The sequence below is a fragment of the Streptomyces sp. GbtcB6 genome (genome assembly GCF_019091475.1).
GTDB lineage: Bacteria > Actinomycetota > Actinomycetes > Streptomycetales > Streptomycetaceae > Streptomyces > Streptomyces hyaluromycini.
This window is the reverse complement of sequence record NZ_JAGXJL010000042.1, coordinates 14,111-37,558: the sequence shown is the minus strand read 5'-3', so window position 1 is coordinate 37,558 and position 23,448 is coordinate 14,111. Positions and strand designations below refer to the sequence as shown.

Annotated in this window: 21 protein-coding genes; 12 read left to right on the top strand and 9 right to left on the bottom strand. The window is 71.2% G+C overall.

Annotation, left to right across the window (positions count from 1 at the left end; translation table 11 throughout):
- Positions 1 to 288 precede the first annotated feature (288 nt).
- Genes KVT45_RS42445 through KVT45_RS42430 form a run of 4 tightly spaced genes read left to right on the top strand, consistent with a single transcriptional unit; the run spans position 289 to position 6,731 of the window.
- Positions 289 to 1,110 carry a glycosyltransferase family 2 protein gene (locus KVT45_RS42445; protein WP_089102995.1) on the top strand — a complete coding sequence of 274 codons (822 nt, stop codon included), beginning with the start codon at positions 289 to 291 and terminating at the stop codon, positions 1,108 to 1,110.
- Positions 1,107 to 2,126, top strand: a complete 1,020-nt coding sequence (locus KVT45_RS42440; RefSeq protein WP_217554828.1) for a glycosyltransferase family 2 protein — start codon at positions 1,107 to 1,109, stop codon at positions 2,124 to 2,126. The genes KVT45_RS42445 and KVT45_RS42440 overlap by 4 nt, the downstream gene beginning before the upstream one ends.
- Positions 2,123 to 2,923: a polysaccharide deacetylase family protein gene (locus KVT45_RS42435; RefSeq protein ID WP_217554827.1), complete on the top strand. Its 801-nt coding sequence runs from the start codon at positions 2,123 to 2,125 to the stop codon at positions 2,921 to 2,923. The genes KVT45_RS42440 and KVT45_RS42435 overlap by 4 nt, the downstream gene beginning before the upstream one ends.
- A complete protein-coding gene (locus KVT45_RS42430) occupies positions 2,916 to 6,731 on the top strand; it encodes a lipopolysaccharide biosynthesis protein (protein ID WP_217554826.1) in 3,816 nt (1,271 codons plus the stop codon). Before KVT45_RS42435 ends, KVT45_RS42430 begins: the two co-directional genes overlap by 8 nt.
- 35 nt (positions 6,732 to 6,766) lie before the next feature.
- Here KVT45_RS42430 and KVT45_RS42425 read toward each other — a convergent pair whose 3' ends face one another.
- On the bottom strand, positions 6,767 to 8,191 hold the full coding sequence (locus tag KVT45_RS42425) for a xylan 1,4-beta-xylosidase (protein ID WP_217554825.1): 1,425 nt from the start codon (positions 8,189 to 8,191) through the stop codon (positions 6,767 to 6,769).
- A gap of 197 nt (positions 8,192 to 8,388) precedes the next feature.
- On the opposite strand from KVT45_RS42425, the gene KVT45_RS42420 reads away from it, so the two are divergent.
- Together KVT45_RS42420 and KVT45_RS42415 are read left to right on the top strand one after the other, a co-directional pair.
- Positions 8,389 to 9,483 carry a DUF5925 domain-containing protein gene (locus tag KVT45_RS42420; RefSeq protein WP_217554824.1) on the top strand — a complete coding sequence of 365 codons (1,095 nt, stop codon included), beginning with the start codon at positions 8,389 to 8,391 and terminating at the stop codon, positions 9,481 to 9,483.
- Positions 9,484 to 9,502: 19 nt separating this feature from the next.
- Complete coding sequence (locus KVT45_RS42415; protein ID WP_217554823.1) at positions 9,503 to 10,273, top strand: DUF72 domain-containing protein; 771 nt, start codon at positions 9,503 to 9,505, stop codon at positions 10,271 to 10,273.
- A 388-nt stretch (positions 10,274 to 10,661) separates the two neighbouring features.
- Here KVT45_RS42415 and KVT45_RS42410 read toward each other — a convergent pair whose 3' ends face one another.
- The gene (locus KVT45_RS42410) at positions 10,662 to 11,033 is read right to left on the bottom strand and encodes a GntR family transcriptional regulator (RefSeq protein WP_217554822.1); all 372 of its coding nucleotides are present in this window, start codon (positions 11,031 to 11,033) and stop codon (positions 10,662 to 10,664) included.
- A gap of 69 nt (positions 11,034 to 11,102) precedes the next feature.
- Here KVT45_RS42410 and KVT45_RS42405 point away from each other — a divergent pair, with 69 nt between their 5' ends.
- On the top strand, positions 11,103 to 12,032 hold the full coding sequence (locus KVT45_RS42405) for a GNAT family N-acetyltransferase (protein ID WP_217554820.1): 930 nt from the start codon (positions 11,103 to 11,105) through the stop codon (positions 12,030 to 12,032).
- Positions 12,013 to 12,513, top strand: coding sequence for a DUF402 domain-containing protein (locus tag KVT45_RS42400; protein WP_217554819.1), 501 nt, complete (start codon positions 12,013 to 12,015; stop codon positions 12,511 to 12,513). The genes KVT45_RS42405 and KVT45_RS42400 overlap by 20 nt, the downstream gene beginning before the upstream one ends.
- A gap of 34 nt (positions 12,514 to 12,547) precedes the next feature.
- Here KVT45_RS42400 and KVT45_RS42395 read toward each other — a convergent pair whose 3' ends face one another.
- Positions 12,548 to 13,162, bottom strand: coding sequence for a class I SAM-dependent methyltransferase (locus tag KVT45_RS42395; protein WP_217554817.1), 615 nt, complete (start codon positions 13,160 to 13,162; stop codon positions 12,548 to 12,550).
- Positions 13,163 to 13,302: 140 nt separating this feature from the next.
- Here KVT45_RS42395 and KVT45_RS57855 point away from each other — a divergent pair, with 140 nt between their 5' ends.
- Complete coding sequence (locus KVT45_RS57855; protein WP_302832631.1) at positions 13,303 to 13,437, top strand: hypothetical protein; 135 nt, start codon at positions 13,303 to 13,305, stop codon at positions 13,435 to 13,437.
- 22 nt (positions 13,438 to 13,459) lie between these two features.
- On the opposite strand, the gene KVT45_RS42390 is transcribed toward KVT45_RS57855, so the two are convergent.
- Entirely contained in the window at positions 13,460 to 13,909 is a 450-nt protein-coding gene (locus KVT45_RS42390) for a GNAT family N-acetyltransferase (RefSeq protein ID WP_217554815.1), read from the bottom strand.
- A 183-nt stretch (positions 13,910 to 14,092) separates the two neighbouring features.
- Between KVT45_RS42390 and KVT45_RS42385 the strand changes: the two genes are divergently transcribed.
- A complete protein-coding gene (locus tag KVT45_RS42385) occupies positions 14,093 to 15,022 on the top strand; it encodes a lytic polysaccharide monooxygenase (protein ID WP_217554814.1) in 930 nt (309 codons plus the stop codon).
- 73 nt (positions 15,023 to 15,095) lie between these two features.
- On the opposite strand, the gene KVT45_RS42380 is transcribed toward KVT45_RS42385, so the two are convergent.
- Together KVT45_RS42380 and KVT45_RS42375 are read right to left on the bottom strand one after the other, a co-directional pair.
- Positions 15,096 to 15,956 carry a triacylglycerol lipase gene (locus KVT45_RS42380; RefSeq protein ID WP_217554813.1) on the bottom strand — a complete coding sequence of 287 codons (861 nt, stop codon included), beginning with the start codon at positions 15,954 to 15,956 and terminating at the stop codon, positions 15,096 to 15,098.
- A gap of 169 nt (positions 15,957 to 16,125) precedes the next feature.
- Positions 16,126 to 16,572 (bottom strand): MarR family winged helix-turn-helix transcriptional regulator, encoded by a 447-nt coding sequence (locus tag KVT45_RS42375; RefSeq protein WP_217554812.1) that lies wholly within the window; start codon positions 16,570 to 16,572, stop codon positions 16,126 to 16,128.
- An 85-nt stretch (positions 16,573 to 16,657) separates the two neighbouring features.
- Between KVT45_RS42375 and KVT45_RS42370 the strand changes: the two genes are divergently transcribed.
- Positions 16,658 to 17,032, top strand: a complete 375-nt coding sequence (locus KVT45_RS42370) for a cupin domain-containing protein (RefSeq protein WP_217554811.1) — start codon at positions 16,658 to 16,660, stop codon at positions 17,030 to 17,032.
- Positions 17,033 to 17,353: 321 nt separating this feature from the next.
- On the opposite strand, the gene KVT45_RS42365 is transcribed toward KVT45_RS42370, so the two are convergent.
- The gene (locus tag KVT45_RS42365) at positions 17,354 to 17,977 is read right to left on the bottom strand and encodes an NAD(P)-dependent oxidoreductase (protein ID WP_217554810.1); all 624 of its coding nucleotides are present in this window, start codon (positions 17,975 to 17,977) and stop codon (positions 17,354 to 17,356) included.
- 101 nt (positions 17,978 to 18,078) lie between these two features.
- Between KVT45_RS42365 and KVT45_RS42360 the strand changes: the two genes are divergently transcribed.
- On the top strand, positions 18,079 to 18,465 hold the full coding sequence (locus tag KVT45_RS42360) for a helix-turn-helix domain-containing protein (RefSeq protein WP_217554809.1): 387 nt from the start codon (positions 18,079 to 18,081) through the stop codon (positions 18,463 to 18,465).
- Positions 18,466 to 18,802: 337 nt separating this feature from the next.
- On the opposite strand, the gene KVT45_RS42355 is transcribed toward KVT45_RS42360, so the two are convergent.
- Both KVT45_RS42355 and KVT45_RS42350 read right to left on the bottom strand, forming a co-directional pair.
- Positions 18,803 to 19,783: an ImpB/MucB/SamB family protein gene (locus KVT45_RS42355; RefSeq protein ID WP_217554808.1), complete on the bottom strand. Its 981-nt coding sequence runs from the start codon at positions 19,781 to 19,783 to the stop codon at positions 18,803 to 18,805.
- 14 nt (positions 19,784 to 19,797) lie between these two features.
- Positions 19,798 to 23,250: a DNA polymerase III subunit alpha gene (locus KVT45_RS42350; RefSeq protein ID WP_217554807.1), complete on the bottom strand. Its 3,453-nt coding sequence runs from the start codon at positions 23,248 to 23,250 to the stop codon at positions 19,798 to 19,800.
- Between the last annotated feature and the right edge of the window lie 198 nt (positions 23,251 to 23,448).

Genomic DNA, 23,448 nt, shown 5'->3' with positions numbered 1-23,448 from the left:
CTAGGGGAGGGCTCAAGGACCGCGATGTTCCGGAGTGGGGCGCGGTAGGGGGGTGCCGTGCTCGGTGACCGCAATGACCACTGTCGTTTCTCGTGTGACCACTGTCGTTTCCGAGTCGTGCCGCGCGACCGGCTGCCGTTTTCCGGCAGACCGGCCAGCTTTGCCAGCTCACCTGCGGATACGGAGAACCCTTTTCCGTGCCACGGGTGAGAACCCCCCTTTCGAACCGGACACAGAAGCGGGCCGCCCAAGGGGCGGGCGGTCCACCGGACGAGAGGGACAAGACTCATGAGTTCTGTTCTGCACACACCGGCCTCGGGCCAAGATCCGTTAATGGCGCCCGAATACCGGCCGATCTCCTCTCACCTGGCCATCACACCGCCGGTGAGCGTGGTGATTCCCGCCATGAATGAGGCGGAGAATCTCCCCTACGTCTTCAAGACACTTCCCGGCTGGATACACGAAGTGGTTCTTGTGGACGGCAATTCCACCGACAACACCGTGGAAGTCGCGCGGGAGTTGTGGCCCGAAGTGAAAGTCGTCGAACAGAGTGGCAAGGGCAAGGGGGACGCCCTGATCACCGGATTCGAGGCGTGCACCGGCGACATCATCGTCATGGTGGACGCGGACGGCTCGGCCGACGGCCACGAGATCGTGTCGTACGTCTCCGCCCTGGTCTCGGGCGCCGACTTCGCCAAGGGCTCGCGCTTCGCCAACGGCGGCGGCACGGACGACATGACCTTCATCCGCAAGCTGGGCAACTGGGCGCTGTGCACGGTCGTCAACCGCAAGTTCGGCGCCCGCTACACCGACCTCTGCTACGGATACAACGCGTTCTGGCGGCACTGCCTCGACAAGATCGACCTCGACTGCACCGGCTTCGAGATCGAGACCCTGATCAACATCCGGGTGGTCAAGGCCGGCCTGAAGGTGCAGGAGATCCCCAGCTACGAGTACCTCCGCATCCACGGCACCAGCAACCTGCGCGCCGTGCGCGACGGGCTGCGGGTCCTCAAGGTGATCCTGAAGGAGCGCTCCAACCGGCGTGACCTGCGCCGGCAGGTGCGGCACTCCCCGATGCTCACCACGGGCCAGGGAGAGTCGTCTTGAGCGATCCCGACATCTCCGTCGTGATCTGCGTGTACACCGAGGACCGCTGGGAGGACATCCTCGCGGCGGTCTCCTCGGTGCGCGCCCAGTCGTATCCGGCGCTGGAGACCCTGCTGGTCGTCGACCACAACCCGGCGCTCCTGGAACGGCTCACGAAGGAGTACAAAGAGGCCACCCAGGTGCGGGTGCTCGCCAACGCGGGCCCCCGCGGCCTGTCCGCGGGCCGCAACACGGGCATCGCCGCCTCCTACGGCGAGGTGATCGCCTTCCTCGACGACGACGCCGTGGCCGAGCGCGACTGGCTGCACCGCTTCGCCGAGGGGTACGCCGACCCGAGGGTGATGGCGGTCGGCGGCCGGACCATGCCCATCTGGGCCTCGGGCCGCCGCCCGGACTGGTTCCCGGAGGAGTTCGACTGGGTGGTCGGCTGCACCTACCGGGGCCTGCCCGCGGGCCGCGTCCGGGTCCGGAACGTACTCGGCGGAAACGCTTCTTTCCGGCGTACGGCCTTCGACGCGGCGGGCGGCTTCGCCACCGGCATCGGCCGCGACGGCGACAAGCGCCCGCTGGGCTGCGAGGAGACGGAGCTGTGCATCCGGCTCACCCGGGCCCGCCCCGACGCCGTGCTGCTCATCGACGACCGCGCGGTGATCCACCACCGGGTGCCGGAAGCCCGTGAGCACTTCGGCTACTTCCGCACCCGCGCCTACGCCGAGGGCCTCTCCAAGGCCCTGGTCGCCCGCAGTGTGGGCGCCGGCAAGGGCCTGGAGTCCGAACGCCGGTACACCACGCGTGTGCTGCCCGCGGGGGTCGCTCGTGGCCTGCGGGACGCACTGCTGGCCCGGCCGGGCGGCGCCGGCCGGGCGGGCGCGATCGTCGCCGGGGTGCTGACGGCGGCGGGCGGCTATGTGGTGGGGAGCGTGCGAGCCCGGCGGGGCGGGGCGACCTTCGCCGTCGCCGGGATCGAGGGCGGACTGTCGCAGCGGTCCGCCCCTGCCGACGGAGGTGTCGCATGAGTGACACGCCGGTCCCGATCCTCATGTACCACTCGGTCGCGACCGCGCCCAACGACGCCACCCGCGCGCTGTCGGTGGCGCCGGAGGCGTTCGCCGAGCAGATGGCGCTCATCGGCGACCTGGGCCTGACCCCCGTCAACACGGCGGCCCTGGCGGCCGGTTGGCGCTCGGGCGCCCCGCTCCCCGACCGTCCTGTCCTGATCACCTTCGACGACGGCTACGAGGGCGTGCACCGGCACGCCCTGCCCGTGCTCGCCAAGCACGGCTTCGCGTCCACGCTGTTCGTCTCGACGGGCTGGATCAGGGGCGCCTACGACACCGGAGGCGGCCTGGACGCCATGCTCGACTGGGACCAGGTGCGCGAACTCGCGGGCGCCGGCTGCGAGATCGGCGGGCACAGCCACACCCACCCGCAGCTCGACCAGCTGGACGACGACCGGCTGCGCGCGGAGCTGGTGCGCTGCCGGGAGATCGTCACCGACGAACTCGACGCCGTACCCGACTCGTTCGCCTACCCGTACGGCTATTCCAGTCGCCGGGTCCGGCAGGCCGTGCGGGCGGCCGGGTACGCCCAGGCGCTCGCCGTCGGCAACGGTCTCGCCCGCCGCCGTCAGGGTCCGTTCGCGCTGCAGCGCGTCACCGTGCGCCGCAGTACGGACGCCGAGGAGTTCACGCGACTGCTCGAAGGCCGAGCGATCGCCCGCAACTTCGCCAGGGACCGTGCCCTCACCCAGGGTTACGCCGTTCTCCGCAGAGCACGCCAGGTCCGCCGGAAGGCCATCCGTTCCCGTGTCTGACACGACCACCACAACCGAGACCGCGACAACCGAGACGTCGGCGCCCGAGCAGTCGGGGCGCCGTCTTCGACTGCCCGGACGGGGCGGCTCGTCCGGCGGCAGTCCACTCTTCCGGAACGCCTATGCGCTGATGCTCAACACCGGCATCTCCGCCGTCCTGGGCCTCGGCTTCTGGCTGGCCGCGGCCCGCTACTACTCGGAGTCGGCCGTCGGCCAGGGCTCCGCCGCGATCGCCGCGATGAAGTTCCTCGCCGGCCTGACCGCGGTGACCCTCACCGGCGCCCTCGCCCGGTTCATCCCGGTGGCGGGCCGCCACACCGGGCGCCTCATCTTCCGTACCTACGCGGGCAGTTCGCTGATCGTGGCGACGGCAGCCGGTGCCTTCCTGCTGACGCTGAACGAGTGGGGGCCGTCGTACCGCTTCCTGCACGGGCCGCTCAACGGGCTCGGGTTCATCGTCGCGGTCGTCTCCTGGAACCTGCTCACCCTCCAGGACGGGGTACTGACCGGGCTGCGCAACGCACCCTGGGTGCCGGTGGGCAACACCGTGTTCTCGGCCGTCAAGCTGGGACTGCTGGTCGCCCTGTCCGTGGCGATCCCGACGGCCGGTGTCTTCGTCTCCTGGGTCGCGGCGATCGCCACCTCGTTCGTACCGCTGGGCTGGCTGGTGTTCCGGCGCCTGGTGCCCCGGCACATCAAGGCGACCGAGGACCATGCGAAACCGCCCACGCTGCGGGAGATCGGCAAGTTCCTGGCCGGCGACTACACCGGCTCGCTGTTCTCCCTCGCCGTGGTCTACCTGGTCCCGGTGATCATCGCCTCGCAGGTCAGCTCCGAGGACAACGCGTACTTCTACATCACCACCACCATCGGCGGCACCACCAACCTGCTCGCCATCAACATGGGCGCCTCGCTGACCGTCGAGGGCTCCCACGACCCGGCCCGGCTGGCCGGCAACACCCGGGCCGCGCTGAAGCGGATGGCCCGGATCATGATCCCCATCTGCGCGCTGCTGTTCTTCGGGGCGCCCTGGATCCTCGGCGTGTTCGGCCCCGGCTACGCGGACGCGGCGACCCCGCTGCTGCGCTGGTTCGCGGTCGGCGCGCTGCTCCGGGTCGTGATGGAGACGTACTTCGCGGTGCTGCGCGCGCAGAGCCGTACCGCCGGACTGGCCTGGCTGCAGGGCCTGTTGTGTGTGCTGGTGCTCGGGCTGACCCTGCTGCTGCTGCCCCGGATGGGGCTGACCGGCGCGGGCGTGGCCGAGATCTCCAGCCTCGCGGTGATCGTGACGATCGCGGCACCCCGGCTGTGGAAGACGCTCCGGACGGCCCCGGCCGAGATCCCCGAGGACACGGCACCGGACGGGGACCTCGCCGACCTGGGGGCGCGCGAGGTCCCGCCCGCCGCCGCACCGCGCAGGCGGGGCCCGGCGTGGGCGCTGGACACCGACACCCTCGCGCTCGGCATCCATGTGGACTTCGACCATGTGGAGCGGCGCCCGGACGTCCGGCCGGGTCCGGGAACTCCGCCCACGGGTACGCCCGTTGTCCGATCGGACGACCGGCCGACGTGGGCGCTGCGGCCGCCGCGGAACCTGGGGTTGCCGGTGGAGGAGAGGGAGCCGCACGCGGAGGCCTCGCTGGGGCCTGCCGAGGTCTCGCTGCTGAAGGAGGCGGAGGTCGACGCGCCGTTCGGGAAGGCGGCCGTACCGAAGCCGGAGAAGCCGGAGGAGGCGGCGGTGCCGGCCGAGGCTCCGGAGGAGTCCGCGCCCGCGCGCACGCTGCGGGAGCGGCTGACGCCGACCCGCGCGGGAGTCGTCCTCGGCTGTCTCCTGGTCGCCGCCCTGCTGCTCTACTGGGTGCCGGCGGCCCGGCTCGACGACGCCGACCTGGACCGGATGGGCGGGCTCGGGCTGATCTCGGTGCTGCCGCTGCCGACGCTGGTCGGGGCGGCGCTGCTGGTCACGGTGTTCGCCGCGCTGCTCTGGCTGCGCCGTGAGCACAAGGCGCTGTTGCTGCTCACGCTGCTGGCGACGGTCGTGTCGCTGCATGCCCTGCCCGCCGTGATCGAGACGGAGCCGCGCTTCCCGACCGCCTGGCAGCACCTCGGGTTCATCGACTACATCGACCGCACCGGCTCGGCCGTACCCGGCCTGGACGCCCGCTGGAGCTGGCCGGGCTTCTTCGCGGCGGCCGCGTTCATCGGCCGGGCGTGCGGGGTCACGGACTTCACCGAGGTCATCCGCTGGTGGCCGACGTTCATCCAACTCGCGTATCTGGCGCCGATGTTCCTGCTCGTACGGTCGCTGCGGGCGAGCTGGCGGGCGAAGTGGACCGGCATCTGGATCTTCGTGCTGTGCGGCTGGGTCGGCCAGGACTACTTCTCCCCGCAGGGCTTCACCTATCTGCTCTATCTGATGTTCGTGGCGATCCTGCTCGTCTGGTTCCGCGCCCCGCACGTCATCTGGACGAGGTTCCGGCCGGGCGAGGCGGAGGTCGAGCCGGTGAACCGCCGCCAACAGGCCGTGCTGCTCATGGTGCTGGTCGGCCTGTACGCGGCGACGGTCCCGGCGCACCAGCTCACCCCGTTCGTGATGCTGGGCGTGCTGGCGGCCCTGGTCCTGATCGGCAGGTCCGAACTGCGGGGTCTGCCCATCCTGTTCGGCGTGGTCGCGGCCGTCTGGCTGGGCTTCATGGCCGAGCCGTACTGGTCCGGGCACTTCAACGAGCTGTTCGGCGGGGTCGGCGGGGTCGGCAGCAATGTCTCCACCTCGGTCTCCGGCCGTATCCAGGGCGGGAGTTCGACCCACAAGCTGGTCCTGTACGTCCGGGTCCTGCTGGCCGGGAGCATGATGACGTTCGCCGTCTGGGGCTGGTGGCGCCGCCGCTTCCACCGCTACCGCGAGCGTTCCCTGCTGGTCCTGACCTTCGTGCCGTTCCTGGGCTTCGGCATGCAGTCCTACGGCGGCGAGATGGCGCTGCGGGTCTTCATGTTCGCCCTGCCGGGCGCGGCCCTGCTGGCCGGGCTGGCCCTGTTCCCGCGCACCGGAGCCACGGCGAAGGAACGGGAGAAGGACAAGGTCAGCCTGGCGCCGGTGGCGGCGCTCATGGCCGGGTTGCTGCTCATGGGCGGCTTCCTGGTGGCGCGTTGGGGCAACGAGTCCTTCGAGCGGGTCCGGCCCGGCGAGGTCGCCGCCATGGACTACGTCTACGCCCACGACAGGCCGACGGTACGGCTGCTGTGGCTGAGCAACGACACGGTCAACGACGTGACCCCGGCGATCCCGTGGGGCGCGAAGGACATGGAGCGGGTCGACTATGTGCCGACGCTCGCCCCGACCGACCCGGTGCTGGTGTCGAGCCTGGTCAAGGCGCTCAAGGACGCCGGTCCGAACTCGTATCTGATGGTCAACAGGAGTCAGGTCACCTATCTCCAGATGGACGCCGGCTACTCGGCGACCTGGGAGAGCCGGCTGATCCAGAACCTGGACAACCGGCAGGATCTGACGAAGGTCCTGGTCAACGACGACGCCACCATGTACGCGCTGCGCACGCAGCCCGCGGGTGCGGTGGCGAAGCCGGATCCGGGGCCGATCGGGCCGCGGATCACCTGGACGCCGTGGTCGGTGATCGGCGGTCTCGCCGCCGTCACGCTGATCCTGCTGCTGACGGCCCGCGAGGTGGTCAGGGTCGCGGTCCGGCCCGGGGTGCGTCAGCTGCGGTGGCTGCAGGGCAGCTTCTGGTTCTCGCTGCCACTCCTCGCGGTGCTGCTGGCCTCGCTGGCGCAGAGGTTCCTCACACTCAAGTGAGGGGTCCGAAGTGGCTCACCCGGTGTCACCCGGCGTCACCTGGTGAGCCACTTCACCTCGTAGGCCTTCATGTCGAACCGCTTCCCGTCCACCTGGGCGCTGATCGCCCGGTCGAGGGTGTTGACCACGAGGACGGTCCGGTCACTGGCGAGGACGCGCACGTTGGGCGCGTCGTCCTTGGCGACGGAGACCGTCTCGTACCTGGTCCCCGGCGGGAACGCCTTCCCGAACCGCGACACCAGGTCGTACATGGGCAGTGCCTGCCCGCCGTCCCCGCTGTCGGTCGTCGTCCACAGGCAGCCGGCGCAGTCGCCGCCCTTCTCGTCCTCCGGGTTCCAGTAGAAGCCGGAGTCGGCGCCGCCCTCGGCCAGGGCGATCATGCCGGTGGCCTGGACGGCGACCCGGTGGTCCTCGGTCCAGCCGTCGCGTTCGTCCCGGCCGTCGGCGGGCTCGACGTAGTACTCGGCCCACCACAGCGGCAGGTCGTGCGTCTGCTCGCGCACCCACTCGCTGACGGCGGTGAACTTGTCCGTGGCCGCGAACTCGTTCGGCAGCATGTCGTCGTCGTTGGTGTAGCTGGACCCGTCGACGACCACGAAGTCGGCGCCCGCCTTGTGGGTGTTCCAGTACTCGAAGGCGTCGACGACCCGCTGGTCCATGACGCCCCAGGCGCCCTTGAGGGTGGCGGAGGCGTTCTCGGTCTGGCGCGGGTCGAAGCTGTCCATGACGAGGTACGGCCCGCCGACCATGATGTCCTTGTCGACGGCCTTCAACGCCTTGTAGACGAGGTTGTAGAGCTCGGTGTAGCCCTCGTAGTCCCAGCGGCCCTTCGCGTTGTTCCAGAAGCCCTTGAACTCGTTCCAGACGATGAAGTGCCGTACGTCCGGATAGCGCTTGGCGACGGTCGCGGCGAGGTCGGCGTAGTCCTGGTAGTGGTCGGGGGTGGGCGCGGTCTCCAGGGCGGCCTGGCTCCAGTCGGTGTTGTTCACCCCCGCCCTGCCGCCCTTCATCCAGTCCGGAGAGCAGCACAGGGTGATCACCGGGGTGCCGCCCGACCTGCGCATGAAGTCGACGCGCCGGTCCAGCGCGCCGAAGTCGTAACGCCCCTTCACCGGCTCGGGGTTGTCGGCGCCCCAGCCCATGACGGCCTGGTCCTGCGGCAGCCCGGCGTCCTGGGACAGCAGGCCCTCGACCCGACGGGTGGCCTTCGTACTGCCCTCGTCGGCGCTGTACTGGGTGTGGGTGAAGCCCCAGCCCACGTACGGCTCGGTGGTGTCCGGCGGGGTGGCGGGGGTGCCGTGCACCTTGTCGCCGTCGCGGGTCGTGCCCGCGGTGCCGGCGCCGCCCCCGGGAAGTGTGTTGACCAGTGTCACGATCAGGGCGAGAGCGGCCACCCCCACCCCGAGCAGGGCGGTGAGCCGCCACCGCCGAGCCCCCGAATTCCACCCATGACGTCCCATCAAGGACAACAGTAGTGGCGGAAATCGTCCCCGGGGCAGGTATCGGGGATCGACAGCTGTGTAACAGGACCGGGCGCACTCCGGGGCTGCGTGCGTGACCTCTTCGGGATACTCCGGAAGCTCGGTGCGCACCCGACACTCCCCTCCCACTTCGGAAAACGGGTGCGCCGCGGGCCCCGGTGACGGATCATGGCGGCATGTCTGCCAAGCCGCACGAGACGCTGCCGATCCGGCTCAACGTCGACGACTCCGACTCCCCGTCCGATGTCGTCGACGCGCTGTTCCTCGGCCGCTTCGCGACGGGCGAGCAGCCGTACTCGCACGCGGCGAACATCGACCGGGTGCGGTCCGGGGCGACCCTGCTGCCGAAGGAGGCGCGGGTGCTGCGGGTGGCGCGCGACGACGACCGCAGCGCGACCCTCGCGGAGGGCGACGGCTGGACGCTGCTGGTCTCCCGCTGGAACCGGGGCGCCGACGTCACCGTCACCGCCACCACGGCCGAGCTGGCCGCCAAGGTGCTGAACGAGGCGACGGACGGCGCGGCGGACGAGCCGGAACCGCAGCCGGAGAACGTGACCATGGGCTTCTGGTACGTCTCACCGCGCCGCGGCCCGCACCGCACCACCCGGCAGATCTCCGCGGGCACCTGGGACGAGGTCCGCGCCAACTACACGGCACCGGTCGCGGACGCGATGGACCGCCTGATGAAGACGACGCCCGAGGACATCGCGGGCCGTCTCCTGCTGCTGCACGGCCCGCCGGGCACCGGCAAGACCTCCGCCCTGCGCACCCTCGCCCGTTCCTGGCGGGACTGGTGCCAGGTGGACTGCGTCCTCGACCCGGAACGGCTCTTCTCCGACGTCGGCTATCTGATGGACATCGCGATCGGCGAGGAGGACGGCGCCGGCAAGGGCCGCTGGCGGCTGCTGTTGCTGGAGGACTGCGACGAACTGATCCGCGGCGAGGCCAAGCACACGGCGGGCCAGGCGCTGTCCCGGCTGCTGAACCTCACCGACGGTCTGCTCGGCCAGGGCCGCAACGTCCTGGTCGGCGTCACCACCAACGAGGACCTGGAGCGGCTGCACCCCGCCGTGGTCCGCCCCGGTCGCTGCCTGGCCCGGATCGAGGTGGGCCCGCTGACCCACCGCGAGGCGGTGAACTGGCTCGGCGCGGAGGAGGGGGTGGGCCGGGACGGGGCGACCCTGGCGGAGCTGTACGCACTGCGCCGGGGCACGACGCCGACCTCGGTACCGGGGGCGCGGGAGGGCGCGGACGCGGGCCTGTACCTCTAGCCGGTGCTTTGATGGGGGTATGCCCCTCTTCGTCGGAACGTCGGGCTGGCAGTACAAGGACTGGCGGGGTGTCCTGTACCCGGCCGACGTGCCCATGCGTTCGTGGCTGGAGGCCTACGCGGAGCAGTTCACCACAGTCGAACTGAACAACGCGTTCTACCGGCTCCCGACCCGCGAGAACTTCGCGTCCTGGCGGGACCGGGTCCCACCGGACTTCGTGATCGCGGTCAAGGCGAGCCGCTACCTGACGCACATCAAGCGCCTGAAGGATCCCGCGGAGCCGGTCGACCGCCTGCTGACCCACGCGGCGGGCCTGGGCGACCGACTGGGCCCGGTCCTCCTCCAGCTCCCGCCGACGCTGAAGGCGGACCCGCCTCTGCTGGACGCCTGCCTGTCCTGTTTCCCGCACGGCACTCGCGTCGCGGTCGAACCCCGGCACGACTCCTGGTGGACGCCGGAGACCCGCGAGGTCCTTGAATCCCGGGGCGCGGCCCTGTGCTGGGCGGACATCCAGGCCCACCCCATGACCCCGCTCTGGCGCACCACCGACTGGGCCTACGTCCGCTTCCACGAGGGCCGAGCCACCCCGTGGCCCCGCTACGGCCGCCGCTCCCTGGAGACGTGGATCGACCGCATCGCCACGGCGTACCCCCGGAAGGCCGACATCTACACGTACTTCAACAACGACCCGGGCGGGGCGGCGGTCCTGGACGCGGTGGCGTTCGGGAGGGCGGCGGAGAGAGCGGACCTGACGGTGACACGCACCCCGCAGCTGAGCACGCCAAACTGACGCCACGCTTCCCACTCCGGGCCGAGCAGAGTACGGCACCGCCGGATGCGACCGCCGTGGCTGATCGCCGTTGCGGCGGAAGAAAGAGAAAGCCTTGCCAGAGGAGAAACGACCAAGGCAGCGGCCTTCGGGCTACCCCGCCGACTCACGGCCTCCCACCGACTCGACTCTCCCCGCCGACTCTCTCCTCCCCACCAGCGCGGCTCCTCCCATCGCCGCGTCCCCTCCCACCGCCGCGTCCCCTCCCACCGCCGCGTCCCCTCCCACCGCCGCGTCCCCTCCCACCGCCCCTTCCTCCCCACCAGCTCGGCTCTTCCCGCCGGCTCGTTTCCTCCCGCCGCAACGGCGACCAGCCACGACGGCGTGTTCCGGCGGTGCCGGGCTCCCCTCAGCCCTTCCCATACGCAGCCCGCAACGCATCCCGCACCGCGGCCAACGCCTCCTCCTCCCCCAGCCCCAGCCGCCGCACCCGCTCCGCGTATGCCTGTGCGGCCAGCGACGCCTCGCGGTCCGCGGCCGAGCCCGCCGCGGCGACGAACGTTCCGTTGCGGCCCCGGGTCTCGATCACCCCGTCCGTCTCCAGCGCCCGGTACGCCTTGGCCACCGTGTTCACCGCCAGGCCCAGCGACTCGGCCAGCCCCCTGACCGTCGGCAGCCGGTACCCCACCGGCAGCACCCCGCCCCGCGCCTGCTCGGAGATCTGCGCCCGCACCTGCTCGTACGGCGGCGCGCTGTCATCGATGTGGATCTTCAAGGTCACGGCCCGATTCTCCCGTACGCGCCGGAAAATGAGAGGCATCCAGCACATGTCCCGCATAGCGTGCGGCCCATGACAGTGATCGTGCGTGACCTGCGCCCCGACGTCCGGTCCGACGCCGAGGGCTTCGCCCGGGTCCGGCAGCTCGCCCTCCCTTTCATGCTGTTCACCCCGGAGTCCCTGGTCCACGACCTCACGCACACCCACCCCGACGCCCGCTTCCGCCAGCTGATCGCGGAGGAGGACGGCGAGGTCGTCGGTACCGCCCAGGTCGGCCTCGCCCACGAGAGCACGGAACCGGGCCAGGGCTTCGCCAACGTGTACGTGCATCCGCAGCGCACCGGCCGGGGCACCGGCGCCCTCCTCGTCCGTACGGCGGAGGCGCACCTGTCGGCGGTCGGCGCGAGCACCTCGTACGCCTGGGTCCTGGACGCCCCGTCCAACCGCGCCTTCGCCGAGCGGCGCGGCTACACCGCGAGCCGCTCCGCCCACTTCCTCCGTCTCGACCTCGCGCACGGCGCCCTCCCCCCGCTGCGGACTCCCCCGCCCGGCGTGGAGCTGCGCACCGCCGCCGACTTCGCCGACGACCCGCGCCCGCTCTTCGCCCTGGACGCGGAGACGACGCTGGACGAACCGAGCGACATCGACACGGAGTTCGCCGACTACGCGGCCTGGCTGGACGGGACCTGGCGGAACCCGCTGTTCAGCCGGGAGCTGACCTCGGTCGTCCTGGTCGACGGCCGCCCCGCCGCCTTCAGCGCGGCCCGCACCGACGGCGGCACCCGGTACGGCACCGTCATGACCGGCACCGCCCGTGCCTTCCGCGGCCGGGGTCTGGCCAAGCTCGCCAAGAACGACTCCCTGCACCGTGCCCGCGCGGCCGGCTGCACGGAGGCGTTCACGGGCAACGACAGCGGCAACGGCCCGATGCTGGCGATCAACAAGTGGTTCGGGTACGACATCTGCGCGACGGAGGTCAGGTATGTCCGTGAACTCGGCTGAACCGGCGGGCACGGTGGACGTCGTGCTGGTCAAGGCGGGCCGCACGAAGATCCGTTACCCCGCCGAGCTGCTGCACGACGACGGCACCCGGATCGCCGTGCGCGCCCCCTGGGCCGGCGACACGCCCCGCGACTTCGGCTTCGTCCGCTTCGAACAGGGCGATGTCTTCACCGAGTTCTACTGGCGCGACCGCTGGTACGCGGTGAAGGAGGTCCGTGCCGCCGACGGCACGCTGAAGGGCTGGTACTGCGACGTCACCCGGCCGGCGACGCTCAGCGGCGGCCGGCTGGTCGTCGAGGATCTCGACCTGGACCTGTGGCGTTCCGCCGACGGCACGGACGTACGCCGGCTGGACGAGGACGAGTTCGCCGAGAGCGGGCTGACGGAACGGGACCCGGAGGCCGCGGCGGCGGCCGTGGCCGCGCTCGACACGCTGGAGGCGCTGGCCCGCAAGCCGGATTTCGCCGCCCTGCTGTCTTGAAGCGCCCCTCACACCGTCTGTCCTGAAGCGCCCCTCACACCGTCGCCACCACCGCGTACCGCTCGTCGTCGACCTCCTTGCCCCACAGCACCGCCGCCGCGGACAGCCGCTCCACGCGCACGTCCGCGGCGAGCGGCGCGAGGAGGGCGGTGAGCCGCTCGGCGGGTATGCCGACGGGGGCGACGGCTCCCCACACGCCCTCCACCAGCACGAACCGCCCTCCGGGCCGGAGCAGCCCACGCCAGTGCCGCAGCACGCGCGCGGGGTCGGGCAGCGTCCACAGCACATGCCGTACGAGCACGGTGTCGAAGAGCCGCTCGCCCACCGGCGGTGCCGCCGCGTCGCCGAGCAGGAACACCGCGTCACGGCCGGCGAGCTTGGCGCGGGCCCGTTCCACCATCGCCGGGGAGCTGTCGACCCCGGTGACCCGGTGACCCTGCTCGGCGGCGAGGAGGGACAGGCTGCCGGTGCCGCAGCCGAGGTCGAGGACGTCGGCGGGGCGGGCGGGCAGCCACGCCCGGAGCCGCTCCGCCCAGGCCGCGCGGACCTCGGACAGACCCAGCCCATGATCGGGCTCCGCGTCGAAGGTGGCGGCCTCCGCATCCCAGTCGACACTCACCGCAACTGTCCGATCACTGTCGTTCGTCATGCCCCCAGCGTGACACCTACCACTGACACTCGATCCGTGTGACAGCGACCACTGACAGACCGGCATCGATGAGGAACTCTCGCCAAAAGCGTCTACCTCCGTGACAACACGGATCTCGGTAGGCACTGAAGGAGGCAGCCATGCGCCGCGAAACCGTGCAGAAGCCCCTGAAGAGGACGGACCGCCGCCGGACCCGCGAGGAGGCCGACGAGCGCCCCGCCGGACGCCCGGAGGTGCGGAAGGACATCGCACGAACCTGGTGGCCGGACGGCTGACCGGGCCCGCTCCCCGGGCCCTTCAGTCCAGCCGCTTGCGGTAGTGGATCCGGTCGTACGGCCCGTCCACGCGCCGCTCGACGACTTCGTAGCCGTACTTCGGGTAGATCTTCTGGTTCTCCCACATCAGCGCGTTCGTGTAGAGCCTGACCTCGGGCAGGCCGAGCGCACGCGCGCGTGCGTCCACGAACTCCAGGAGCCGTCGTCCCACCCCCTGGCCGTGCGCGTCGGGGTGGACGGCGATGCTGTCGAGGAACAGGTGGTCGTCGTGGGCCTCGATGACGACGAGCCCGATCACCGGCTCCCCGACGACGAACACCTTGCCCGCGGCCACGTTCGCCATGTGGTCCGCCTCCATGGGCTGCGGCACCACCCCGATCCGCGCGATGTAGGGGTGGTACGCCATATCGGTCACGGCCTTCACGGCCGGTACGTCGGCGGGCCGGGCGGGCCGGATCTCGTCGTTGTCCATGGCGTGAACGCTAACTACCTCAGCGCAGTCCGAACACTCCCTTAAGACGACCATAAGGATCTCCGTCGCCCGCTCCCAGCAGGCGATTTCACGGCTTCTTGGGGCTAGCTTTCTGATCGCCCCCACGGGATTCGGCCCGGCGGGACCGGGCCCGCCCCGAGGACCGCTCCGAGGAGTCGCCGCATGCTCGCAACACGCCGTCAGGCCGCCGCCGCCGTCGCGCTCGGCGTGGGTGCGGTCACGTTCGCCGCCGTACCCGCGTCCGCCCACGGCACGATGGGCGACCCGGTCAGCCGGGTCGCCCAGTGCTACGCGGAGAACCCGGAGAGCCCGAAGTCGGACGCCTGCAAGGCGGCGGTCGCCGCCGGTGGCACCCAGGCCCTCTACGACTGGAACGGCATCCGCATCGGTGACGCGAACGGGCAGCACCAGGCGCTGATCCCGGACGGCAGGCTGTGCAGCGCGGACAACGACGAGTTCAAGGGCCTCGACCTGGCCCGCGCCGACTGGCCGGCGACGAACGTCAGCGGCGGGTCGTACACCTTCAAGTACCGGGTGACCGCGCCGCACAAGGGCACCTTCAAGGTGTACCTCACCAAGGCCGGCTACGACCCGGCCAAGCCGCTGGCCTGGGCGGACCTGGACCTCGACCACCCGGTGGCGACGGCCACCGACCCGGTCGCCGCCGGCGGTTTCTACACGTTCTCCGGCACCCTTCCCGAGCGCACCGGCCGCCAGTTGCTGTATGCGATCTGGCAGCGCTCGGACAGCCCGGAGGCCTTCTACTCCTGCTCGGACGTGGACTTCGGAGCCGCCGGTACCGCCACCGGCGCCGCCCCGGCCGCCTCCGCCCCCACCGACGAGCAGATCGCGGCCGGTACCGACAAGTCGACGATCGAGCACGGCGGTCACGGCGACGACGACGCGAGCACGTCGGCCGCACCGGTCACGGAGGCCAACGCGCCCGAGCCCGCCGGAAGCCAGGGGCCGACGCTCGCCGAGACCGGCGGCGACGGCAGCACGCCGTACCTCGCGATCGGCGGGGCGGCCGCCCTGGCGCTGGGCTCCAGCACGCTCTTCCTGTCGGTACGGCGGCGAGCGCCACGCCGCTGATCCCTCATGGTTCCGGGGCCTGACCGGCGGCTCAGGCCGGACAGGCCCCGGCGGCGTTCAGTTGGGCAGCGGCTCAGCTGAACGCCGACGCACAGGTGGTGCCGGTGGCGTGCGCCGGGTCGAGCGCGTTGGCCACCTCGTGGAAGGCGATCCGGTCGAAGAGCCCGATCGCCACGTGCTCGGAGAGGTCGAGCGGGCAGAGGTCCTGCAGCAGGACGTTGTGGACGTCGGAGCCGCTCAGGTACTGGCTCTGCCAGGGCGTGGCCACCTCGTCGTACTTGGTGGCGACGACCGTGTAGTGCACTCCGGGGACGGTGTCGCCGCCCGCGTTGAGCTTGGTGAGGAAGGCGGAGCCGGGGATCTGGTCGGCGAGGCCGGGGGTGGTGGCCTTGATCAGGTCCGAGGCGCCGGGGAAGTACGGCAGCAGGTTGGTGAGGCCGCTGAGGGTGGCGCCGTGGTTGTCGGGGGCGAGGCCGACGAGGGCGTTCACCTTGGCGGCGCCGCCGAGGAACTTCAGGTAGTAGCGGGGCATCATGCCGCCCTGGGAGTGGCCGACGAGGTCGGCCTTGGCGGCGCCGGTCGCGGCGAGCACTTTGTCTACGAAGGCGGAGAGTTGCTCTGCCGACTTGTCGATGGGGCCGAGACCGTAGAAGACGGGGACGCCGTCCAGCTGGCCGTAGTCGAGGGAGAAGACGCAGTAGCCGCGGTCCTCCAGGTACGGGGCGAGGGAGAGCCAGTTGTCGACGGAGTTGCCGAGGGTGCCGTGGACCAGGATCACCGGGCGGGGGTGGGCGGTGGAGGGGCGGCAGGAGTAGTCGTTCCAGCCGGTGGTGGGGGCACTGGACGCGTGGGCGGTGGCGGCGGGAACGGTGGCGACGGCGGCGGCGAGGAGCACTGCGGTCAGGGGTCTGAGCACTCGTTTCCAGGGCAGCATCGGGTGATCTCCTTGCGGCTCAAGGGAGGTGCGACGGCCTTACGCCCTGTGATCCGGATCACGAGGATGCTGTTCACTCATCAAGTTACGGACGAGTAGTGCAAGCGTGAAGTTACGCGTCGGTAAAACTTCCGGGTAACCGGCGGCACACCACTCGCCTGACGGGATGTCACCAGCCGGGCCTGAGGGGACCATAGGGCGCGATACGGGCCAAACAGTCCCGCAACACGCGCACTTCCCCCTCCCCCAGCACATCCCCCCAGCCCCGCACGACCTCCGCGGCCGCCGCCTCCGCGGCCCGCGTGCACGCCCACCCCCGCTCGGTGAGCACGATCAGCCGCGCCCGCGCGTCCCTGGGGTGCGGCCTGCGCTCGGCATACCCCCTACGCACGATGTCATCGACAAGCTGACTTGCCGCCTGCTTGGTCACCCCGAGGTGCGCGGCGAGTTCGGTGACGGTGGCCCCGTCCGGGGCGAGCCGCGCGAAGGCGAAGCCATGAGCGGGCCTGATCCCCTCGAAACCGCGGGCGACGACCCCTTCATTGATGCGCTGGGTCAGCTCACCGGCTGTGGCGAGCAGGGCTGCGGACAGGGCCATGGCCTCGGAGTTCTGCACGGAGGCATTGAAACACCCTTGACGAATCGGTCAAGCAGCTTGACCATATAGTCAAGCTGCTTGACCATCTCTCCAGGAGGCACCCATGCCCGTCGTCCGCTCCGCCGAGGCCACCACCCACGAGACCCACGGCGCCCGCTTCGTCTCGTACGCCACTCCCCGCACCGGCAGCAAGGAACTGTGCGCCTGGCGAGGGGAGATACCGGCCGGGACCAGGGCCCCCGCCCACACCGTCACCCGGGAGGAGATCTTCCACCTGCTCGTCGGCGAACTCCTGATCACCCTCGACGGCCGTACCGACCGCGTCCGCGCCGGCGACACCGTCATCGTCAACCCCGGCGCCACCCTCGCCATCGAGAACCCGACCGACCACACCGCGCTCTCCTGGGTCACCACGTCCATCGGCCTGGAGGCCGAACTGAGCGACGGCACCAAGATCGTGCCGCCGTGGGCCAACTGACGTAGCGGCGCGGCGGCCGGCCCCTCCGGGTGCGTGACCAGCGGCAGGTGGCCCGCGGCGACCTCGATGAGGAGCATGCCCGAGGCGGCGACCACGGCGTGCAGCGGCTTGTTGTGAGCGGGATCGGGTGCGGCTACGGGCCGGGACCGTAAACAGCGAGGGCACGGGATGCCGTCCGCTCGTCGCCCCCGCCCGGTTCCGCCGGCAGGAACAGCCGGTATTCGTTGCGGGTGTGCCCGGCGATCAGCTGGATGCCTCGCCCGGCGTGATCGCTTCGCTGGAGCGGCTCCCCACGCTCCGGGCGGTCGTGGACCTCGGACCTCATGCCTCCCGCACGCTGACGGCGGCTTGGTGATGGCGGGGCGCGTCGATCTCGTCGATCAGTGCGATCGCCAGGTCCGCGTACGTGATCCGGCTGGCCGGGTCGCCGTGCTCAGCGATCCGGTACCGGCCCGTGCGCGTGCCCTCGTGGTCGAAGTCGCCCGCCGGGGCCACGTATGCCCAGTCCAGGTCACACCTTCGCAACTCATCGAGGCCCGCCGCGTGGCCGAGGGAGAAGGAGCGGTACTCGTTCGGGTAGCCCGGCTCGTCCATCAGGGGAGCGCCGGACGCACCAGGCATGACCGATGCGAGCCCGACCACCACGAGGCGGTGCACGCCCGCGTTGGCCAGGCCGGTGGTCAGGGCGCGCGACGACGCCGTGAAGAATTCGTGCGGTGGCACGGACAGATCCGCGGCGGCACTGATGGCGGCGTCGTGCGCAACGGCCACATGCTCGATGCTCGCCGTGTCCGTGACATCGCCTGCCACGACCCGCACGTCGGTCAGGTCGTGGTGGCCGGAAGGGTCACGCACCACGGCGGTGACCTGGTGTCCACGTCGGTGCGCCTCCGCGACAGCCCGCCGCCCGGCCCGGCCGCCGGCACCGAAGACCACAATGTTCATGACGAACCGCCTCTCACCAGGGCCGGAGCCCGTGCCCAGGCCAGTTCTCGAAGGCTATCGAGGGCCCCGGTTACCACTGGGATACCGGCTAGGGTGAGGCCATGAGGGAACCGCTGCCCGCCGACATGTTCGACGAACTGTGCCCGTCCTCGCTCAATCCGATCCGATTCGGCGACAAGTGGGCAGCGCTCATCATCCGCTGTCTCGAGCACGGGCCGCGCCGGTTCTCCGAGCTGCGCGTGCCGCTGAGCCGCGTCACCCCCAAGGTCCTGACCCGGTCGCTGCGGGCCCTCGAACGAGATGGTCTGGTCAAGCGCACCGTCTACGCCGAGGCCACCCCACATGTCGAGTACGAACTGACGCCGCTGGGCCGCAGCATGCTCCGACCGATAGCGGTCGCTTGCGCCTGGACGGAGAAACACTGGGACGAACTGCTTGACGCCCGGGAGTCGTACGACAAGGCCATCCGCCTCGACCACGCCGGATAACGAGGCAACCGGTGGTCCCGCGCCGCAAAAAAAGGGGCCGGGCTCACGCGAATCGCAGCTTGCGGCCGCTCCCACGAACCTGATCCACGTGCCGACCGACAGCTTGCGCCGCTCCTTCTGGGTGAGCTTGAGCTCGCAGCCGCCGTCCGGCCACTCGGCGCATCGCAGACGCAGGCGTGTTCCCGCCAGATAGCGGTCGGTGATCATCCGGGTGCTGTCACCACGGATGGAATGCGGGAAGCTCAACCCGGACGGTGCCGAGGCTGATGCGGACGGCTCCGTCCAACCCGCCGGCGCGGGGCGAAGATTCGCCGCTGGCAGGACGAGAACCGCGCGGTCAGTTCGCCAGAGCGGCAGGACGTACAGCCCCTGGCCCGAAACGTCGACGGGCACGGTCCGCGGCGGCCTCGGCCGCGCGAGCGCGGGCATCACCGGGATCCAGGGAGAGCTGCCGGTAGGCACTGCCGGCCGGCCGCAGCCCGTCGGCACGGATCGAGAAGGCACGGACTCTTGCGCGCTGCAGCCCGAGCGAGGCCAGCAGTCCCAGGGCTGCCCCGGCAAGGGCGGGTGAGTGGTCGGTGGGCTCCGGCAGGGCACGTGTGCGGGTGGTGGAGCTGCGGTCGGCGTACCGCACCGTGAGGGTGAGCCGGCTCGTGATCTGATGTTCGCCGCGCAGGCGCCTGCCGATCTGTTCGGTGAGTCCCAGAACTGCACGGTGGTGTTGTGCCGGGTCGAGGCAGTCCCGTTCCAGCACGAGGTCGGCCAGCAGATGCGCTGCCGGTTCCGAAGGAGTGACCGGGCGGGGGTCGCGGCCGCGGGCACGCTCGGCCAGCAGCCGGGCGGGGCCCGTGCCGAGAAGTCGCTGCAGGGTTCCCAGAGGCAGGTCGACGACCTGGCCGATGGTGTGCAGGCCGTATCTGCCGAGCGTCTGCGCCGTGGCACGGCCGATCCCCGGGAGCGCGGTGACCGGCCGCGGATACAGCCAGTCGGCCGCGTCGGCGGTGGGAACCCAGGTGGTCTCTCCCGGCGCGGAGGCGTCGGCCGCCATCGCTGCCAGCATGCGGTTGCCCGCGAGCCCGGCACTGCTGTCGATGCCGTAGAGCGCCTTCAGCCTCATCATCGTCGTCTGGACCATGTCGTACGGGGACAGGTCGAAGTACCGGAGCGCCGAGGTCAGGTCGAGTTGGACGGCGTTGGGCGGGACGGCCTGGACGTGCGGCGTAATTCCGGACACCAGTTCGATTGTGTCGGCGTACTGATCCTCAGTCATCGAGGCGTGCAGGTGGAGGTGGGCGATATGCCGCTGCCGTGTGCTCATTCCACTCGTTCCGCTCATCCCGCACTCCCTGGGCTTCGGTGGCCGAACTTCTTCAGGTCGGCCGAGCGGGTGCCGGCGGGCTGGAGGTCGGCGTACGGGTGGAGGCGGGCGCCCGCGGTGCCGTCGGCCAGGGTGCGCTGTGGCTGGGCGGGGGTCGGGTGCGGGCGGCTACGGCCGAGGAGGGCGAGGGCGGCCTGCGGGCCGTGGTCGCGGCGGGCGGCGGCGATCTCGTCCAGGTCCCAGGCCATCGTGCCGACGACGGTACGACGGGTGCCGCGCACCTGGACCGTGCCACGGACCAAGAGCAACCCGCTGTGGAACACGGTGTGCGCGCAGGCCGGGTGGGAGTCCTCGAAGAACGCCAGGTCGACCAGCCCTGACCCGTCCTCCAGAGTGACGAAGATGATCCGCTTGCCGCTCGCGATCGGCGGCGTCTGGGTCGAGGCCCGCACCCCGGCCACGAGGACCTGCTGACCGGCACGCATCCCGGCCAGATGCGCCGCGTCGGTCGCACCGGTCTCGCGCAGCAACCGGTGGTGGTGCTCCATCAGGTGCCGGGAGACATCGATGCCCAGCGTGCTCAGTTCGGCGCTCAGGGCTTCACGTCCGGTCATCTCCGGCAGCCCGCTCGGCTCGGCTCCGCCGACGGCGCCCGCGTCGATGGGCAGCTGGCCCTTGCCCGCGGACCGCACCCGGGAGGCCCGGTGGAGTTCGGCGATCTGGAGCAGCAGGTCGCGCCGGGTGAGACTGCCGTCGTGCAGACAGGTGAGCGCACCGATCTCGGCGAGGCGTTCGGCGACCGGTCTGCTGGGCCGGGCCCGCTGCCAGAAGTCCGACAGCGATCCGTACGGCTGCCCCTCCTCGATCCGGGCACACTCCTCGTCACTGATGCCGTGCACCGCGGACAGGGCGAGGCGTACGCCCCACCGGTCTCCGTCGGCCTTCTCCACGGTGTGCCGCACCCGGGAGTTGTTGACGTCGACGGGCAGCACGGGAACCCCGCCCCGGCGGGCGTCGGCGACCAGGACCCGCTTGGGCCACATCCCGGGGTCGTGTTCGAGGAGGCCCGCCAGCAGGAACGCCGGGTAGTGCGCCTTGAGCCAGGCGCTCTGGAGGGCGGGTACGGCGAAGGCGACCGCGTGGGCGCGGCAGAAGCCGTACGCCCCGAAGGCCTCGACGGTCTTCCAGACCTCGTCCCGTACGGCCGAGCTGTAGCCACGCGCGCGGGCCCGCTCGTGGAACCAGTCCCTGATCCTGGGCAGTTGCTCCTTGTCGCCGAGCGCCCGCCGGGTGATCTCCCCGAAGGCCCGGTCGCAGCCGGTCAGCACCCGCAGCGTCTCGATGATCTGCTCGTGCCAGATGGTCACGCCGTAGGTGTCGGAAAGCACCGGCTCCAGGTCCGGGTGGGCGTAGGAGGGTGTGCCGCCGTGGCGCGCGGCGATATAGCGCTCGGGCATGCCACCGGCGACCGGCCCCGGACGGAAGAGGCTGATGTCGGCGATGACGTCCTGCACGTCACGCGGCTGCAGCCGGGACAGCAGGTCCTGCTGGCCGGGCGACTCCAGCTGGAACAGGCCCAGCGTCTGGCTGGCCTGGATGAGCTTGAAGGCGAAGACGTCGTCGAGCGGGACCTGCCCGGGGTCGTCCAGGTCGATGTGGTCGCCGGTGGTGCGTTCGATCTCCGCGACCGCGTGGGCCATCGCGGACTGCATCCGGACGCCCAGGACGTCGAGTTTGATGTTGCCCAGCGCCTCGATCTCCTCCTTCGCGGCCATGGCCATGGGGTAGTCGCCCTGCGGAGTGGGCTGCACCGGCAGCCGGTCCAGCAGGGTGGCGTCGCTGATGACCACGCCGCAGGGGTGCATGGCCATGCCGTGGACCAGGGAGTCGAGGCCCTCGGCGAGCTCCCACAGGGGGCCGTAGCGGTGCGCCTCGGCGGCCAGTTGCCGTAGCTCGGGCAGTTCGGCGAGGGCGCCGGTGATGTCGGAGGCGCGCAGGTGCGGGAAGCTCTTGGCGATCCGGTCGATGTCCGCGGGCGGGATGCCCAACGCAAGACCGGTATCCCGCAGCGCCCGGCGCGCCCGGTAGGTCTCGGGCATCGCGGTGACGGCCACCCGCTCCTTGCCGAAGCGTTCGAAGATCGTGTCGTAGCACTCCAGACGGCGGGCGGACTCCACGTCGATGTCGATGTCGGGCAGTGACTCCCGGCGTCTGCTCAGAAAGCGTTCGAACAGCAGGCTGTGGTCGAGCGGGTTGGCGGTGGCGATGTCCAGGGCGTGGCAGACCAGGGAGCCGGCGCCGGAGCCGCGGGCCGCGACCCTGATGCCCTTGGCCCGGATGTCGGCGACGACCTGTCCGACGGCGAGGAAGTACGCGTCGTAGTTCCAGTGGGAGATGACGGCGAGTTCCTCGTCCAGTCGGGCGAGCGCCTCCCGGTCACGGTCGAGGCCGCGCCGGACCAGGCCGGCCTCGCAGCGCAGGCGGAGCAGCCGGGCCGCGCCGTCGGCTCCGGGTCCGGCGCCGAAGAGCGACGGTTCGGGGAGGTGCGGGGTGCCGAGGCCGAGGTCGGCCGCCGGGTCGACGGTGCACGCGGTCGCCGTGGCCGCGGTGTCCGCCAGCAGCCGGCGGGCCCTGCGGGGGTCCGTTCCGGCGCATTCGGCGATCATGCGGGCGACGGCCGCCATTCCTCTCTCGTCCTTGAGCCAGCGCTGCCCGCTGTCCAGGCGGCGCCGGTCGACGGGTCGCAGCAGCCTCGCGGCGTCCAGGACATCAGCGAGTCGATGTTGTCCGGGGTCGGCGTAGCGGACGGCGTTGGAGAGTACGGCGGTGGTACGGGTGCGGTCGGCCAGGGCGAGGGTGCGGGCGGCCAGGCGCAGGGATCCGGGATCCACGCCGGAACGTTTCTGCGCGACGGCTTCCAATCGAACATCCCTTCCGAAGATCTCCTGCCAGGGCGCCAGCAGCCCCATCGCCACGTCCTCCCGGCCCACCGACAGCGCCCGCACCGGTTCCGAGAGCGGCCCCAGCAGCACGGTCAGGCCGGGGCCGCCGTACTCGCGCAGCGCCTCCCACGGCACCACCGGCGGTGTACCGGACACGGCGCCGACGTGGGCGGCCGACGTGATCCGGCACAGCCGCGCCCAGCCCGCCCGGTCCTGGGCGAGCAGCACGAACCGCAGCGGCGGCTCGACCACGTGCGCACCGCCGCGCGCCGGGGTGCGGCGGCGCCGGGTGGGCGGCGGGGGCGCCAGGGCCGCCACCGCCAGGTCGATGCCGAAGACCGGCCGGACCCCCTCCTTCGCACACGCCTGCGCGAATCGAACAGCCCCGGTGACCGTGTCCCGGTCGGTGAGCGCGAGCGCGGACATGCCCCGCTCGGCCGCCCGCTGCACGAGCTGCTCGGGGTGGGATGCGCCGTAGCGGGCGGAGTAACCGGACGCGACGTGCAGATGGGCGAAGCCCGTCATGCCGCACCTCCATCACTCCGCCCCTTTTCAGCCATGCGCCCGATATGTTCATCGTACGCTCGTTCGATTACTCTAGCCTCATCAGCCCCGGTCAGCGACCTGCATTCGAACACATCAGCGATTCTTTGGGGAGGTGGGCGACGTCCGAAACAGGCACCGTCCCGTCAGCTCCTCAGCCGGCCACCGCAGTTGGGGAAA